The organism is Streptomyces sp. AV19, from assembly GCF_015999245.1.
GTDB lineage: Bacteria > Actinomycetota > Actinomycetes > Streptomycetales > Streptomycetaceae > Streptomyces.
In genome coordinates this window covers 519,410-533,596 of record NZ_JAEAMR010000003.1, presented here as the reverse complement: position 1 = coordinate 533,596, position 14,187 = coordinate 519,410, and the positions used below count along the sequence as shown (strand labels likewise).

Genomic DNA, 14,187 nt, shown 5'->3' with positions numbered 1-14,187 from the left:
GTGAGGTAAGTGGATGTCCGGTGGCGCAAGTCTTCGTTCTCCGAGCACCCTGACGGCAATTGCGTCGAGATCGCCCCATCTGGGATATCTCACGATACGGGAGAGCGACGAGCCGGGCATAACCGTCAGAACGACCGCAGCCGGGCTGGGCATGCTCCTTACAAGCGTCAAGGCCGGCGCGCTCGGAGGCGGCATGCAGTCACTGCCGCATTGACGGCGCCTTCGCGTTGTCCCAGGTGGGTGAAGCGTCGCTGTGCGGTGCCCAATTCGGAGCGTAGCCCCTTAGGGTTGTGAAAATACAACGCGTTGTATCCGACTGGCCGTTGTCGCTACGGTTCTGTCAACGCAGCTCAGCTGCTGACCAGTTGTCCCCACAGGAACGCCCCGGCGGTGTTAGCGGCACCCCGGGGCCGGCCAACGCCAGCCAGGAGCGTCAGGCGATCTTCGGCACTCCAGCTGAACACCGACGTATGCGTCTGGCCATTCAGTAACTTCCTTGACTTCCTGACGAGCCGCCCCTGCGCATCATGCTCATATGCCTACGATCCCGGCGGCGACCTCGTCGGAGACGCCTGCCGTGACGACGGTGAGCAACACACCGCCAGCGATGGCGGCCGCGTCGATACCGATCTGCGTCCACAGTTTCTGGATCGCCTTGTCGACTGCATCGGCGAACTTGTCCAGGGCCTCGGCCATATTCCGGGCGGCCTTGGCGATGCCGCTCAGCCATCCCCTCTCGCCGCCCTGGGCGTACCGTCCCCAGAACTCCTGGAAGGCATCGATGGCCTTGCCCGTGTTGTGGTGGATGAGGGAGCCGGCCGCCTTGTCCGTGTCGGCCCGGACATCATCGACCGTGCCGGCGAACGTCCGCCAGGCCTCGGCCGCGTGGCGCAGGGTTCCGGAGTTGGCGTCCGGCCACCACATGCCCATTTTGAGGAGGAGCGCCTTGGCGTCGTCCTCGATGCTCATCGGGCGTCCTTGGTGAAGATCCCGGCGATGGCCTTGTCGTTGTCGACGTGCCCGTCGGCCATGTCGACCATCGCCTCATGGATACTCACCAAGCCGAGCACGAGGATGCCAGTGGCGCGCTCGACCTCCTTCTGGTCCGGGCCGTACTTGGCGGCGAACTACTTGCCCGGCTTGTCGTCGCCCCACGGCTTGCCCAGCCCGTCCAGGGTGCTGACGAGGGTGGTCAACGCGTCGCTGAGCTTCTTGCTCTGCCGATGGAACACTGGCGCCACAGCCTTGATGTCGGCCGTCTTGATGTCGAGCACCTCGTCGCTGTCGCCCATGCCCGCCCCTCCCACAAGTCGGTCATGCAGCGGTCAACACTAGGCAACCAGCTGTCACTGACACGCCCACCCAGAGCAATCTTCCGACAAAGTCGGACAGCGCCGGGCAGCCCCAGGACACACCTTGCCGCCGTAAAGCAGCGATGCTTTACTCGTGTCATGTCGAAGACCATCACGATCCGCCTCGACGACGACTTCGCCGAGGACGTCAAACGTCAGGCAGAAGCGACAGGCACTACGGTCACTGGACTGATCGCCGATACCGTACGGCGCGAACTCGACCCGGATCGGCAGCGTTTCCTGGACGCCGCCGCCGAGTTCAACTCTCCCGAGAACTGGGCCTACGTGCAGGAGCGCTTCGGAAAGCGGGACGCCCGTTGATCCTCGCCGACGCAGCGTGGCTGTGGCGTGTCATGGCCACCTACCTCCCATCCGATCCCACCGTGTGGGATCCGTCCGGCGTGGAGGCCGCCGTGGCCCGGCACGCCAGCACTGTGCGCATGGTCGCCGACCAGCCGGAACGCGATCATGTCTGGCGCGCGGCGGCCCTGCTGCACACCCTCACGGTGTGCCCGCCGCTGGACTCGCCGATGAACGAGTTCTACGCGATGGCGACGGCCCACGCGTACCTCGCGCTCGAAGACGTCAAGGTCTCACGGGAGTTGCTGGCCGACCTCGTGGAAGCCGCGCAGCGCGGCGCGGGCGTCCACGAAGTCGGCGATCGTTTGAGGGCCGCGCTGACCTAGACGGTCGTCGGGCGCTCAGCTCCACCGCCCCGTCCGCCCCAGCAGCAATGCCGTCGCTGCCGTGCCCGCCGTCGAGGTGCGGAGGACCGTCGGGCCCAGGCGGAACGGCAGGGCGCCCGCCGCCTCGAAGGCCGTCAACTCCTCGGGGGACACACCGCCTTCGGGGCCCACGACCAGGACGATGTCGCCCGTCGGGGGGAGGTCCGCGGTGGCCAGGGGGGTGCTGCCCTCCTCGTGGAGGACGGCGGCGAAGGAGGCGTCGGCGAGCAGGGCGCAGACCTGCTTCGTCGTCATCGGGTCGGCGACCGTCGGGAAGCGCAGGCGGCGGGACTGCTTGCCCGCCTCGCGGGCCGTGGAGCGCCACTTGGCCAGGGACTTCAGGCCGCGGTCACCCTTCCACTGGGTGACGCAACGGGACGCCGCCCAGGGGACGACGGCGTCGACGCCGGTCTCCGTCATCGTCTCGACGGCGAGTTCGCCGCGGTCGCCCTTGGGGAGGGCCTGGACGACGGTGATGCGGGGCTGCGGCACCGGCTCCGAGCGGACGGAGGTGACGGCGACCTCCAGGTGGTCCTTGCCCGAGACCGCGGCGACCGTGCCGTGGGCGCCCGTGCCGGCGCCGTCGGTGAGGACGATGTCCTCGCCGACCCGCAGCCGGCGGACGGACACCGCGTGGCGGCCCTCCGGGCCGTCCAGGGCGAAGACCGTGCCGGGGAAGACGCCGGTGAGGGAGTCCTCCTCGACCAGGAAGACCGGCGCTGTCATGACGTACGTCCTCTCGAAGATGATCTCGATCGTTCTCGGCGTATCAGCTCGTCAACGCGGCGCGTGCCGCGTCGAGTTCGGCCACCAGCAGCCCGACGAGCTCCGCCGCCGGGAGGCCGCGGGCCAGCCGGTGGCCCTGGCCCGCCCACAGGTTGAGCGCCTGCGGGTCGCCGGCCGCCGCGGCGGCCCTGCGCAGACCGGCCGTCAGGTAGTGGACCTGGGGGTAGGCGGCGGGGGCGTAGGGGCCGTGTTCCCGGATGAACCGGTTCACCAGCCCCCTGGCCGGGCGGCCTGAGAAGGCGCGGGTCAGTTCGGTGCCGGTGAAGAGCGGGTCCGTCACGGCCCGCTTGTGCAGGTCGCTCGCGCCGGACTCCGGGCAGACCAGGAACGCCGTGCCGAGCTGCGCCGCGCAGGCGCCGGCCGCGAGGACGGCGGCTATCTGCGCGCCGCGCATCAGTCCGCCCGCGGCGATCGCCGGCAGGGGCACGCTCTCGCGGATCTCGGTCAGCAGGGCGAGCAGCCCGGCCCCCGCGCAGTCCGCCTGCGGATCGTCGTGGTGGGTGCCCTGGTGGCCGCCGGCCTCGACGCCCTGGACGCAGAGCGCGTCCGCGCCGGCCTCCCGCGCGGCCCGCGCCTCGGCGACCGAGGTCACCGTCACCACGGTCGTCGTGCCGGCCCGGGCGAGCGCCTCGACGTCCTCGGCGGACGGGCAGCCGAAGGTGAACGAGACGACGGGGACGGGGTCGTCGAGGAGGATGGCGAGCTTGGCCGCGTAGGCGTCGTCCGCGGCGCGGTCCCAGTCGCCGAGCGGCGTGTCGTACCAGGTGGCCTCGCCCGCGAGTTGCTCGGCGTAGACCTCGACGGCCGCGGGGTCCGCGAGGGGCGGCTGCGGCATGAAGAGGTTCACCCCGAAGGGGCGGGCCGTCCGCGCGCGGAGCTGCTTGACCTCCTCGTACATCGCGGCCGGCGTCTTGTACCCGGCGGCGAGGAAGCCGAGGCCGCCCGCGTCGGAGACGGCGGCGGCGAGCGCGGGGCCGGAGGCACCGCCGGCCATGGGGGCCTGGACGATCGGGTGCCGGAACAGCCCGCTGGGTTCAAAGGCCATGACCACATCGTGTCATGGGGGTGGGGGGACGCCGAATCGGCGGGTGCCCCGGGGGACGCGCGCCGCCGGGCGGACCGAACGATCGGCCCGCCCGGCGGTCGGCGGCGTCTACCGCCCGTTGAACGCGTCCTTCAAGCGCGAGAACAGCCCCTGCTGCCCCGGCTTGAACTCGCCCATCGGGCGCTCCTCGTTGCGGATCTTCGCCAGCTGGCGGAGCAGCTCCTCCTGCTGGGCGTCCAGCTTGCTCGGCGTCTGCACCTCGACGTGGACGATGAGGTCGCCGCGGCCGCCGCCGCGCAGGTGCGTGACACCGCGCTGGTGCAGCGGGATCGACTGGCCGGACTGGGTGCCGGGCCGGATGTCGATCTCCTCCAGGCCGTCCAGGGTCTCCAGCGGCACCTTCGTGCCCAGCGCGGCCGCGGTCATCGGGATGGTGACCGTGCAGTGCAGGTCGTCGCCGCGCCGCTGGAAGACCGGGTGCGGCGTCTCCTGGATCTCGACGTAGAGGTCGCCGGCGGGGCCGCCGCCGGGGCCGACCTCGCCCTCGCCCGCGAGCTGGATGCGGGTGCCCTGGTCGACACCGGCCGGGATCTTGACCGTCAGCGTCCGGCGGGAGCGGACGCGGCCGTCGCCCGCGCACTCCGGGCAGGGGGTCGGCACGACCGTGCCGAAGCCCTGGCACTGCGGGCAGGGCCGGGAGGTCATGACCTGGCCGAGGAAGGAGCGGGTGACCTGGGAGACCTCGCCGCGGCCGCGGCACATGTCACAGGTCTGGGCGGACGTGCCCGGGGCCGCGCCCTCGCCGCTGCACGTGGTGCAGACGACGGCGGTGTCGACCTGGATCTCCTTGGTCGTGCCGAACGTCGCCTCGTTCAGGTCGACTTCGAGCCGGATCATCGCGTCCTGGCCGCGGCGCGTGCGCGAGCGCGGTCCGCGCTGCGACGCCTGGCCGAAGAACGCGTCCATGATGTCGGAGAAGTTGCCGAAGCCCGCGCCGAAGCCGCCGGCGCCCGCGCCGCCGCCCGAGGCGGACAGCGGGTCGCCGCCGAGGTCGTAGACCTGCTTCTTCTGCGGGTCCGAGAGCACCTCGTAGGCGGCGTTGATCTCCTTGAACCGCTCCTGCGTCTTGGGATCCGGATTGACGTCCGGGTGCAGCTCGCGGGCGAGGCGGCGGAAGGCCTTCTTGATCTCGTCCTGCGAGGCGTCACGCCGTACGCCCAGGACCGCGTAGTAGTCCGTGGCCACTTACGACTCCGCCAGGATCTGTCCGACGTAACGTGCCACTGCGCGTACCGCTCCCATCGTTCCGGGGTAATCCATGCGGGTCGGTCCGACCACGCCGAGTTTGGCGACGGCCTCGTCGCCCGAACCGTAGCCGACGGCGACGACGGATGTGGAGTTCAGCCCCTCATGGGCGATCTCATGACCGATGCGGACGGTCATGCCCGAATCCGATGCCTCGCCGAGCAGCTTGAGCAGGACGACCTGCTCCTCCAACGCCTCCAGCACGGGCCGGATCGTCAGCGGGAAGTCGTGACCGAAACGGGTGAGATTGGCGGTGCCGCCGATCATCAGCCGCTCCTCGGTGTCCTCCACCAGCGTCTCCAGGAGAACGGCCAGCACCGTAGAAACGGTTCCCCGGTCGTCCTGCTCGAAGGATTCGGGGAGGTCCTGCACCAGCTGCGGAACGTCCGTGAACCGCCGCCCCACGACACGGCTGTTGAGCCGGGCCCGCAGATCCGCCAGCGTGGTCTCGCCGACCGGCGCCGGGCAGTCCACCATCCGCTGCTCGACCCGCCCGGTGTCCGTGATGAGCACCAGCATCACCCGCGCCGGGGCGAGCGGCAGCAGCTCCACGTGCCGGACGGTGGACCGGGTCAGCGACGGATACTGCACCACCGCCACCTGACGGGTCAGCTGCGCCAGCAGCCGCACCGTACGGGCGACGACGTCGTCGAGGTCGACGGCCCCGTCCAGGAAGTTCTGGATGGCGCGCCGCTCGGCGGAGGACAGGGGCTTGACGCCCGCCAGCCGGTCCACGAAGAGGCGGTAGCCCTTGTCGGTGGGGATGCGGCCGGCGCTGGTGTGGGGCTGGGCGATGAAGCCCTCCTCCTCCAGCACGGCCATGTCGTTGCGCACCGTCGCCGGGGACACGCCGAGGTGGTGGCGTTCGGTCAGGGCCTTGGAGCCCACCGGCTCCTCGGTGCCCACGTAGTCCTGGACGATGGCACGCAAGACCTTGAGCCTGCGTTCGCTCAGCATCGCGCGCACCTCCAGTCCAGCGGGCCGGCCGTCTCGTGGTTCCTCCCGGGCTCCTACCCGGGTCGTGTGCCTGGCACTCAAAGGTCACGAGTGCCAAAGGCCCACACGTCAGTGTACGGCCGGTCCCCACGCACCCGGCAAGGGCAGTGGCACCCCGCGCCCTCCCGTGCTCTTCGCCACACCGGGTACGGGGACGGGCCACCGTACCGCGCCGGCCGTAGCTTTCCGTCATGGAACTTCACGAGGGCGGGAACCACGAGCAGCACTCGGGGGCGCACTGGGAACGGCTCGCGCCGGGGGTGGCGCGCCGCCGGCTGCCCGGCTGGGACGCGACGGCCGGGGTCGTCGCCGGGACGACGGACGTGCTGGTCGTGGACACGGGCGGCTCCCCACAGGAGGGGGCGGACATCCGGCGCGGGGCGACGGAGCTCTTCGGGCTGCCCGTGACGCACGTCGCACTCACCCACCCGCACTTCGACCACGTCCTGGGCACATCCGCGTTCCCCGGCGCGGCGGTGCACGGGACCGCCGGCAACGGGGACGAACTGCTGCGGGACGCGGTGGCGTACGGCGTGCCGGCCGGGGCCGCCCGGGACGCCGTGGAGCGGCCGGCGCCGCCCGCGCGGGCGGTCGACGGGGAGCTGGAGCTCGACCTGGGCGGCGGGCGGCGCGTACGCCTCGTCGGCCTGGGCCCGGCCCACAGCCCGGACGATCTCGTGGTGCTCGTTCCCGGCCCGGGGAACGCGCCGGCCGTCGTCTTCTGCGGCGACCTGGTCGAGGAGTCGGGCGAGCCGCAGGCCGGGCCGGACGCCTCCCCCGAGCGCTGGCCGGCCGCGCTGGACCGGCTGCTGGAACTCGGCGGCGAGGACGCGGTGTACGTCCCCGGACACGGAGCGGCGGTGGATGCCCGTTTTGTCCGTGAGCAACGCAACGCGCTGGCACGGCGGTTCGGCGTGTCGTGACCCGGGGCGCCGGGTTTTCCCTATCGTCGGCGGGTGCGCAGCAGCCGACAGTACGACCCCGATCCGACCCCGCCGTGGAAGCGGAGCGTCCCCGTCCCCGAGGTGCCGGCGGAGGTGGACCTCGTCGTCGAGGAGGTGACCACCGGCTTCTGCGGGGCGGTGGTCCGGTGCGAGAAGACCGCGCAGGGGTTGACGGTGACGCTGGAGGACCGTTTCGGGAAGCACCGCGTCTTCCCCATGGAACCGCGGGGCTTCCTGCTGGAGGGCCGCGCCGTCACGCTCGTCCGCCCGGCCGCGGTCGCGACGCCCCGGGGCCCGGCCCGTACGGCGTCCGGCTCGATCGCCGTGCCCGGCGCGCGGGCGCGGGTGGCGCGGGCCGGGCGCATCTACGTCGAGGGCCGGCACGACGCGGAGCTGGTGGAGCGGGTGTGGGGCGACGACCTGCGCATCGAGGGCGTGGTCGTGGAGTACCTGGAGGGCGTGGACGACCTGCCGTCGATCGTCCGCTCCTTCGGCCCGGGGCCGGACGCGCGGCTGGGGGTCCTGGTGGACCACCTGGTACCGGGTTCGAAGGAGTCGCGGATCGCGGCGGAGGTGACGGGCGAGCACGTGCTCGTCGTCGGGCATCCGTACGTGGACGTGTGGGAGGCCGTGAAGCCGTCGTCGGCCGGGATCGCGGCGTGGCCGTCCGTGCCGCGGGGGCAGGACTGGAAGACGGGGGTGTGCCGGGCGCTGGGCTGGCCGCCGAACACGGGGGCCGCTTGGCAGCGGATTCTTTCGGGCGTGCGCTCGTACAAGGATCTTGAGCCGGAGTTGCTCGGACGGGTCGAGGAGCTGATCGACTTTGTGACGGTGGGCTAGGCGGTGGGTTTTGCCCCGGCCCCGCCCTTTCACCGTTTCCCGGGGAGACCCCGGACCCCGATCACCCTTCGGGCGATGTCCTCAAACGCCGGACGCGGCGCAGCCGCGTTGTCCCCGCGCGGAGCGCGCGAGAAACTGGGGGCACCCCCTCTGGGGGAGAAAGGGCGGGGCCGGGGCAGGGATCAATCCACCAGGTCGCGGACGACCGCGTCCGCGAGCAACCGCCCGCGCAGCGTGAGCACGGCCCGCCCGGACGCGTACGGCCCGGCCTCCAGCAGCCCGTCCGACAGCGCCCGCTCCGCCGCGCGGAAACCCGCCGGCTTCAGCAGCGACAGCGGACACCCGTCCGACAGCCGCAGCTCCAGCAGCACCCGCTCCACACGGCGGTCCTCCTCCGCGAGGATCTCGCGGCCCGCTCCCGGGGAGCGGCCCTCGCTCAGGGCCTGGGCGTAGGCCCCGGGGTGCTTGACGTTCCACCACCGGACGCCGCCGACGTGGGAGTGGGCGCCGGGGCCCGCTCCCCACCAGTCGGCGCCGCGCCAGTAGAGCTCGTTGTGGCGGCAGCGGCCGGCCTCCGTCGTGGCCCAGTTGGAGACCTCGTACCAGTGGAAGCCGGCCGCGGAGAGCCGCTCCTCGGCGATCAGGTAGCGGTCGGCGTGCACGTCGTCGTCGGTCATGGGGACCTCGCCGCGCCGGATGCGCCGCGCCAGCTGCGTACCCTCCTCGACGATCAGCGCGTAGGCGGAGACGTGGTCGGGGCCGGCCCCGACGACCGCGTCCAGGGAGGCCCGCCAGTCGTCGTCCGACTCCCCCGGCGTGCCGTAGATCAGATCCAGGTTGACGTGGTCGAACCCGGCGGCCCGGGCCTCGGCCACGCACGCCTCGGGGCGGCCCGGCGTGTGCGTGCGGTCGAGGATCTTCAGCACGTGCTGCCGGGCGCTCTGCATGCCGAAGGAGACCCGGTTGAAGCCCGCCTCGCGCAGCTCCGCCAGATAGCGCGGGTCCACGGACTCCGGGTTGGCCTCGGTCGTGACCTCGGCCCCGTCCGCCAGCCCGAACTCGTCGCGGATCGCCGCCAGCATGCGGCCCAGGTCGGCGGCGGGCAGCAGCGTCGGGGTGCCGCCGCCGACGAAGACCGTCTCGACGGGGCGCGGGTCGTCGCCGAGCGCCTTGCGCGCGAGGCGGATCTCCTCGGCGACGGTGTCGGCGTAGTTGTCCCGCGAGGCGAGCGCCCCGCCGGAGCCGCGCAGCTCGGTCGCGGTGTAGGTGTTGAAATCGCAGTACCCGCAGCGGGTGGCGCAGTAGGGAACGTGCAGGTAGAAGCCGAGCGGGCGCTGCCCGGAGCCCTCGAGGGCGTGCGGGGGCAGCGCCCCGTCCTCGGGCATGGGCTCACCATCGGGCAGTACGGAAGGCATGAGCCCATTGTCCGGTACGCCGGCGGCTAACGTTCCCGGGCGCCCTCGTACATCTCCTCGATCAGCTCCTTGTAGGCGCGCTCGACGGCGGGCCGCTTGAGCTTGAGGCTCGGGGTGAGCTCGCCGTGCTCCACGTCCAGCTCCCGCGGCAGCAGCCGGAACTTCTTGATCGTCTGCCAGCGCTGGAGGCCGTCGTTGAGCCGCCGCACGTACCCCTCGATCAGCTCGGTGGTCTGCGGCGCGGCGACCACCTCGGCGTACGTCCGCCCGCCGAGGCCGTGGTCGGCGGCCCAGCGCAGGAGCGAGGGCTCGTCCAGGGCGATGAGGGCGGTGCAGTAGTTGCGGTCGGCGCCGTGCACCAGGATGTTCGAGACGAACGGGCAGATGCCCTTGAACCGGCCCTCGACCTCCGCGGGCGCGACGTACTTCCCGCCGGAGGTCTTGATCAGGTCCTTCTTGCGGTCGGTGATGCGCAGGAAGCCGTCGGCCGACAGCTCGCCGATGTCACCGGTGTGGAACCAGCCGTCGGGTTCGAGGACCTCGGCCGTGCGCTCGGGCCGGCCGTGGTAGCCGCTCATGACGCCGGGGCTGCGCAGCAGCACCTCGCCGTCGTCCGCGATGCGGACCTCGGTGCCGGGCAGCGGCTTGCCGACGGTGCCGGTGCGGTACGCCTCGCCGGGGTTGACCAGGCTGGCGGCGCTGGTCTCGGTGAGGCCGTAGCCCTCCAGGATGTGGATGCCCGCGCCGGAGAAGAAGAAGCCGATGTCGGGGGCGAGGCCCGAGGCCCCGGAGATGCAGGCGCGCAGCCGCCCGCCGAACGCCTCGCGGATCTTGGCGTAGACCAGCGCGTCGGCGGCCCGGTGCCGGACGGCGAGCCCGAAGGGGACCGAACGGCTGCCGGTGCGGCGGAAGTTGTCCTGGGAGACCCTGGCGTACTCGCGGGCCGTGTCGGCGGCCCAGCGAAAGATCTTGTACTTGAGCCCGCCGGCCTCGCGGGCCTTGGCGGCGACGCCGTTGTAGACCTTCTCGAAGACCCGGGGGACGGCGGCCATGTAGGTGGGCCGCACGACCGGCAGGTTTTCTATGATCTTGTCCTGGCGGCCGTCCACGGCGGTGACGTGGCCCAGCGCGATGTGCCCGGCGGTCAGCACCTTCCCGAAGACGTGCGCGAGCGGCAGCCACAGGTACTGGACGTCGTCGGGGCGCGCGAGCCCGGTGGCCTCGATGGCGCGGGCCATGTACGACCAGGCGTCGTGCTGGAGGCGCACGCCCTTGGGGCGTCCGGTGGTGCCGGAGGTGTAGATGAGAGTGGCGAGCTGGTCGGCGCGCAGGTCCGCGACGCGCTCCCGGACCACCTCCGGGGTCTTCTCCAGCCGTGCCGCGCCGCGCCGTTCGAGCTCGGCGAGGGAGATCACCCAGCCGTCGGGGTCGCCCTCGGCTGCGACGGCGTCGGCCTCGTCGATCACCACGACGTGGGCGAGGTGCGGCAGTCCGTCCCGCTGCTCGCGGGCCTTGGCCAACTGGGCCGCGTTCTCGGCGATCAGCACCCGGCTCTCGGAGTCGGCGAGCATGTACGCCGACTCCTCGGCGTTGGTGCTGGGGTAGATCGGGGTGGTGGCGGCGCCCGCGCAGACGACGCCGAGGTCGGCGAGTATCCACTCCAGCCGGGTGGCGCAGGCGAGCGCGACCCGCTGCTGGGGGGCGATGCCCAGCTCGATCAGGCCGGCGGCGATGGCGAAGACCCGGTCGGCGGCCTCGCGCCAGGTCATGGGGGCCCACGCGGAGGGGCCGCGGCCGCCGAGGGAGGGGACGGGGTAGCGGTAGGCCTCGGCGTCGGGCGTCGCCTCGACGCGCTCGAGGAAGAGTGTCGCCACGGAGGGCGGCCGGTTCTCGATCAGGGACTGTACGTCGGTCACGGCATCCTCCGGGGCCCGCCTCGTTGCTGGGTGACTCGTGAGTAACCTTGGAGCAGTGATCAGACTAGAGGCCATGTGGCCCTCATGTAAGGGGACATGACCGCCCTACCCGCGGCGGGACGCGGAAATGCCCGCCCCCGGACAGGGACGGGCATTCCTCAACGGCGCGTGAGCTGCGGCTACTTCTTCTTCTCGCCACCGCTGTCGTCCGTGGACAGCACCGCGATGAAGGCCTCCTGGGGCACCTCCACGTTGCCGACCATCTTCATCCGCTTCTTGCCCTCCTTCTGCTTCTCCAGCAGCTTCCGCTTGCGGGAGATGTCACCGCCGTAGCACTTGGCGAGGACGTCCTTGCGGATGGCGCGGACGGTCTCGCGGGCGATGACGCGGGAGCCGATGGCGGCCTGGATGGGCACCTCGAAGTTCTGCCGCGGGATGAGCTCGCGCAGCTTGGCGACGAGCCGGACGCCGTACGCGTACGCCTTGTCCTTGTGCGTGATCGCGGAGAACGCGTCGACCTTGTCGCCGTGCAGCAGGATGTCGACCTTGACGAGCTCGGAGATCTGCTCGCCGGTGGGCTCGTAGTCGAGCGACGCGTAGCCGCGGGTCTTGGACTTGAGCTGGTCGAAGAAGTCGAAGACGACCTCGGCCAGCGGCAGCGTATAGCGGATCTCGACGCGGTCCTCGGAGAGGTAGTCCATGCCCATCAGGACGCCGCGGCGGGTCTGGCAGAGCTCCATGATCGCGCCGATGAACTCGCTGGGCGCCAGGATCGTGGCCCGGACGACCGGCTCGTGCACCTCGTCGATCTTGCCGGTGGGGAACTCGCTGGGGTTGGTGACCTCGTGCTCGGTGCCGTCCTCCATGAGGACGCGGTAGACCACGTTGGGCGCGGTGGCGATCAGGTCGAGGCCGAACTCGCGCTCCAGGCGCTCGCGGATGACCTCCAGGTGCAGCAGGCCCAGGAAGCCGACGCGGAAGCCGAAGCCGAGCGCGGCGGAGGTCTCCGGCTCGTAGACGAGGGCGGCGTCGTTGAGCTGGAGCTTGTCGAGGGCCTCGCGGAGCTCCGGGTAGTCCGAGCCGTCCAGCGGATACAGGCCCGAGAACACCATCGGCTTCGGGTCCTTGTAGCCGCCCAGCGCGTCGGTGGCGCCGCTGTGGAACTGGGTGATCGTGTCACCCACCTTGGACTGGCGGACGTCCTTCACACCGGTGATCAGATAGCCCACCTCGCCGACGGAGAGGCCGTCGGCCGGGAGCATCTCGGGCGAGTTGGTGCCGATCTCCAGGAGCTCGTGGGCCGCGCCCGTCGACATCATCCTGATGCGCTCGCGCTTCTTCAGCGTGCCGTCGACGACCTTCACATAGGTCACCACGCCGCGGTAGGCGTCGTAGACCGAGTCGAAGATCATCGCGCGGGCGGGGGCGTCCTTGACGCCGACCGGGGCCGGGACGTCGCGGACGACGCGGTCGAGCAGCTCGGGGACGCCGACGCCGGTCTTGGCGGAGACCTTGAGGACGTCGGACGGGTCGCAGCCGACGAGGTTCGCCAGCTCGGCGGCGAACTTCTCCGGCTGGGCGGCAGGCAGGTCGATCTTGTTGAGGACCGGGATGATCGTGAGGTCGTTCTCCATCGCCAGGTAGAGGTTGGCGAGGGTCTGGGCCTCGATGCCCTGGGCGGCGTCGACCAGGAGGATGCAGCCCTCGCACGCGGCGAGGGAGCGGGAGACCTCGTAGGTGAAGTCGACGTGGCCCGGGGTGTCGATCATGTTGAGGATGTGGGTCGTCTTCGACTCGTCCTCGGAGGGCGCCCAGGGGAGGCGGACCGCCTGCGACTTGATCGTGATGCCGCGCTCGCGCTCGATGTCCATCCGGTCGAGGTACTGCGCACGCATCTGCCGCTGGTCAACCACGCCGGTCAGCTGGAGCATCCGGTCGGCAAGGGTCGACTTGCCGTGGTCGATGTGCGCGATGATGCAGAAGTTGCGGATCAGAGCCGGGTCGGTACGGCTCGGCTCGGGCACGTTGGTAGGGGTCGCGGGCACGCAGGATCCATTCGGTGACTTCGGCGTTTGCACGCCAGCCTCGGCGGGAGTCGGGTATCCGACTCCACCATCGTCCCATGAGCGGGCACCGTCGTCCGGTTTGGGAGGGTGCGGATCCTGCTGGTAGCCTGGACCACTGTGCTTCGCGACCCTCTCATGCGCGGGGCACTCTCTTGACATCCAACGAACCTGAAAAGGCTCTTTTCGTGGCGAACATCAAGTCCCAGATCAAGCGCATCAAGACCAACGAGAAGGCGCGCCTGCGCAACAAGGCCGTCAAGTCCTCGGTCAAGACCGCCGTCCGCGCCGCCCGTGAGGCGATCGCCGCCGGTGACGCCGCCAAGGCCACCGCCGCTGTCGCCCTGGCCGGCAAGAAGCTCGACAAGGCCGCCAGCAAGGGTGTCCTGCACAAGAACGCCGCCGCCAACAAGAAGTCGGCGCTGGCGAAGCAGGCTGCTTCCCTCAACGGCTGAAGCCTCTCCGGGGCGTGAGCCCCGGTTCCCGCCGGGACGGGCCAGCGGACCCTCTCAACCGCTCCGGACCGGCACCTTCCGCCGCACGCGGCCGTTCGCCACGCGGGTGCGGCACCTTTGAGCCTTACGGCTCGCAATCTTGTTCCGAGGCCCCGGGCCTGCCCTTTCCCCAAGGGCGGGTGCGGGGTCTTTGGTTTGTGGGGGCCCCGGACCCGCCCTTTCACCGTTTCTCGCGCGCTCCGCGCGGGGTGTAATGCGGCTTCGCCGCATTGTCCTCAAGCTCCCCCAGAGGGGGCACCCCCAGACGGGCTGAATTTCAGCCCGTCTGGGGGTGCCCCTTCTGGG

15 protein-coding genes are annotated in these 14,187 nt (G+C 71.1%); 6 read left to right on the top strand and 9 right to left on the bottom strand.

What is annotated here, in order from left to right; all coding sequences use genetic code 11:
• The first annotated feature begins 9 nt into the window (after positions 1-9).
• Positions 10-294, top strand: coding sequence for a DUF397 domain-containing protein (locus tag I5Q34_RS35955; protein ID WP_347343463.1), 285 nt, complete (start codon positions 10-12; stop codon positions 292-294).
• A gap of 237 nt (positions 295-531) precedes the next feature.
• Here the strand turns inward: I5Q34_RS35955 and I5Q34_RS02430 are convergent, their stop codons facing one another.
• Entirely contained in the window at positions 532-969 is a 438-nt protein-coding gene (locus I5Q34_RS02430; protein ID WP_199890383.1) for a hypothetical protein, read from the bottom strand.
• Between the two features lie 158 nt (positions 970-1,127).
• A complete protein-coding gene (locus tag I5Q34_RS35700) occupies positions 1,128-1,292 on the bottom strand; it encodes a hypothetical protein (RefSeq protein WP_307811631.1) in 165 nt (54 codons plus the stop codon).
• A 159-nt stretch (positions 1,293-1,451) separates the two neighbouring features.
• Between I5Q34_RS35700 and I5Q34_RS02420 the strand changes: the two genes are divergently transcribed.
• Positions 1,452-1,673, top strand: coding sequence for a hypothetical protein (locus I5Q34_RS02420; protein ID WP_199890382.1), 222 nt, complete (start codon positions 1,452-1,454; stop codon positions 1,671-1,673).
• Positions 1,674-1,735: 62 nt separating this feature from the next.
• Positions 1,736-2,038 carry a hypothetical protein gene (locus I5Q34_RS02415; RefSeq protein ID WP_277965316.1) on the top strand — a complete coding sequence of 101 codons (303 nt, stop codon included), beginning with the start codon at positions 1,736-1,738 and terminating at the stop codon, positions 2,036-2,038.
• A 15-nt stretch (positions 2,039-2,053) separates the two neighbouring features.
• Here the strand turns inward: I5Q34_RS02415 and I5Q34_RS02410 are convergent, their stop codons facing one another.
• From I5Q34_RS02410 to hrcA, 4 genes are all read right to left on the bottom strand, one after another.
• Positions 2,054-2,803 carry a 16S rRNA (uracil(1498)-N(3))-methyltransferase gene (locus I5Q34_RS02410; protein WP_199890380.1) on the bottom strand — a complete coding sequence of 250 codons (750 nt, stop codon included), beginning with the start codon at positions 2,801-2,803 and terminating at the stop codon, positions 2,054-2,056.
• A 43-nt stretch (positions 2,804-2,846) separates the two neighbouring features.
• Entirely contained in the window at positions 2,847-3,908 is a 1,062-nt protein-coding gene (locus I5Q34_RS02405; protein ID WP_199890379.1) for a nitronate monooxygenase, read from the bottom strand.
• A gap of 108 nt (positions 3,909-4,016) precedes the next feature.
• Positions 4,017-5,153 carry a molecular chaperone DnaJ gene (gene dnaJ / locus I5Q34_RS02400; RefSeq protein WP_199890378.1) on the bottom strand — a complete coding sequence of 379 codons (1,137 nt, stop codon included), beginning with the start codon at positions 5,151-5,153 and terminating at the stop codon, positions 4,017-4,019.
• On the bottom strand, positions 5,154-6,170 hold the full coding sequence (gene hrcA, locus I5Q34_RS02395) for a heat-inducible transcriptional repressor HrcA (RefSeq protein ID WP_199890377.1): 1,017 nt from the start codon (positions 6,168-6,170) through the stop codon (positions 5,154-5,156). It abuts the gene before it with no gap.
• A gap of 230 nt (positions 6,171-6,400) precedes the next feature.
• Between hrcA and I5Q34_RS02390 the strand changes: the two genes are divergently transcribed.
• Both I5Q34_RS02390 and I5Q34_RS02385 read left to right on the top strand, forming a co-directional pair.
• The gene (locus I5Q34_RS02390; protein ID WP_199890376.1) at positions 6,401-7,132 is read left to right on the top strand and encodes an MBL fold metallo-hydrolase; all 732 of its coding nucleotides are present in this window, start codon (positions 6,401-6,403) and stop codon (positions 7,130-7,132) included.
• 33 nt (positions 7,133-7,165) lie between these two features.
• Entirely contained in the window at positions 7,166-7,993 is an 828-nt protein-coding gene (locus I5Q34_RS02385) for a DUF3097 domain-containing protein (RefSeq protein WP_199890375.1), read from the top strand.
• 182 nt (positions 7,994-8,175) lie between these two features.
• Here the strand turns inward: I5Q34_RS02385 and hemW are convergent, their stop codons facing one another.
• The 3 genes from hemW to lepA form a co-directional block, all read right to left on the bottom strand.
• The gene (gene hemW, locus I5Q34_RS02380) at positions 8,176-9,408 is read right to left on the bottom strand and encodes a radical SAM family heme chaperone HemW (RefSeq protein ID WP_199890374.1); all 1,233 of its coding nucleotides are present in this window, start codon (positions 9,406-9,408) and stop codon (positions 8,176-8,178) included.
• 26 nt (positions 9,409-9,434) lie between these two features.
• Positions 9,435-11,324 (bottom strand): long-chain fatty acid--CoA ligase, encoded by a 1,890-nt coding sequence (locus I5Q34_RS02375; protein WP_199890373.1) that lies wholly within the window; start codon positions 11,322-11,324, stop codon positions 9,435-9,437.
• 179 nt (positions 11,325-11,503) lie between these two features.
• Positions 11,504-13,369, bottom strand: a complete 1,866-nt coding sequence (gene lepA / locus I5Q34_RS02370) for a translation elongation factor 4 (RefSeq protein ID WP_199890372.1) — start codon at positions 13,367-13,369, stop codon at positions 11,504-11,506.
• A 206-nt stretch (positions 13,370-13,575) separates the two neighbouring features.
• Here lepA and rpsT point away from each other — a divergent pair, with 206 nt between their 5' ends.
• Positions 13,576-13,842 carry a 30S ribosomal protein S20 gene (rpsT, locus tag I5Q34_RS02365; protein WP_199890371.1) on the top strand — a complete coding sequence of 89 codons (267 nt, stop codon included), beginning with the start codon at positions 13,576-13,578 and terminating at the stop codon, positions 13,840-13,842.
• The last annotated feature ends 345 nt before the right edge of the window (positions 13,843-14,187 follow it).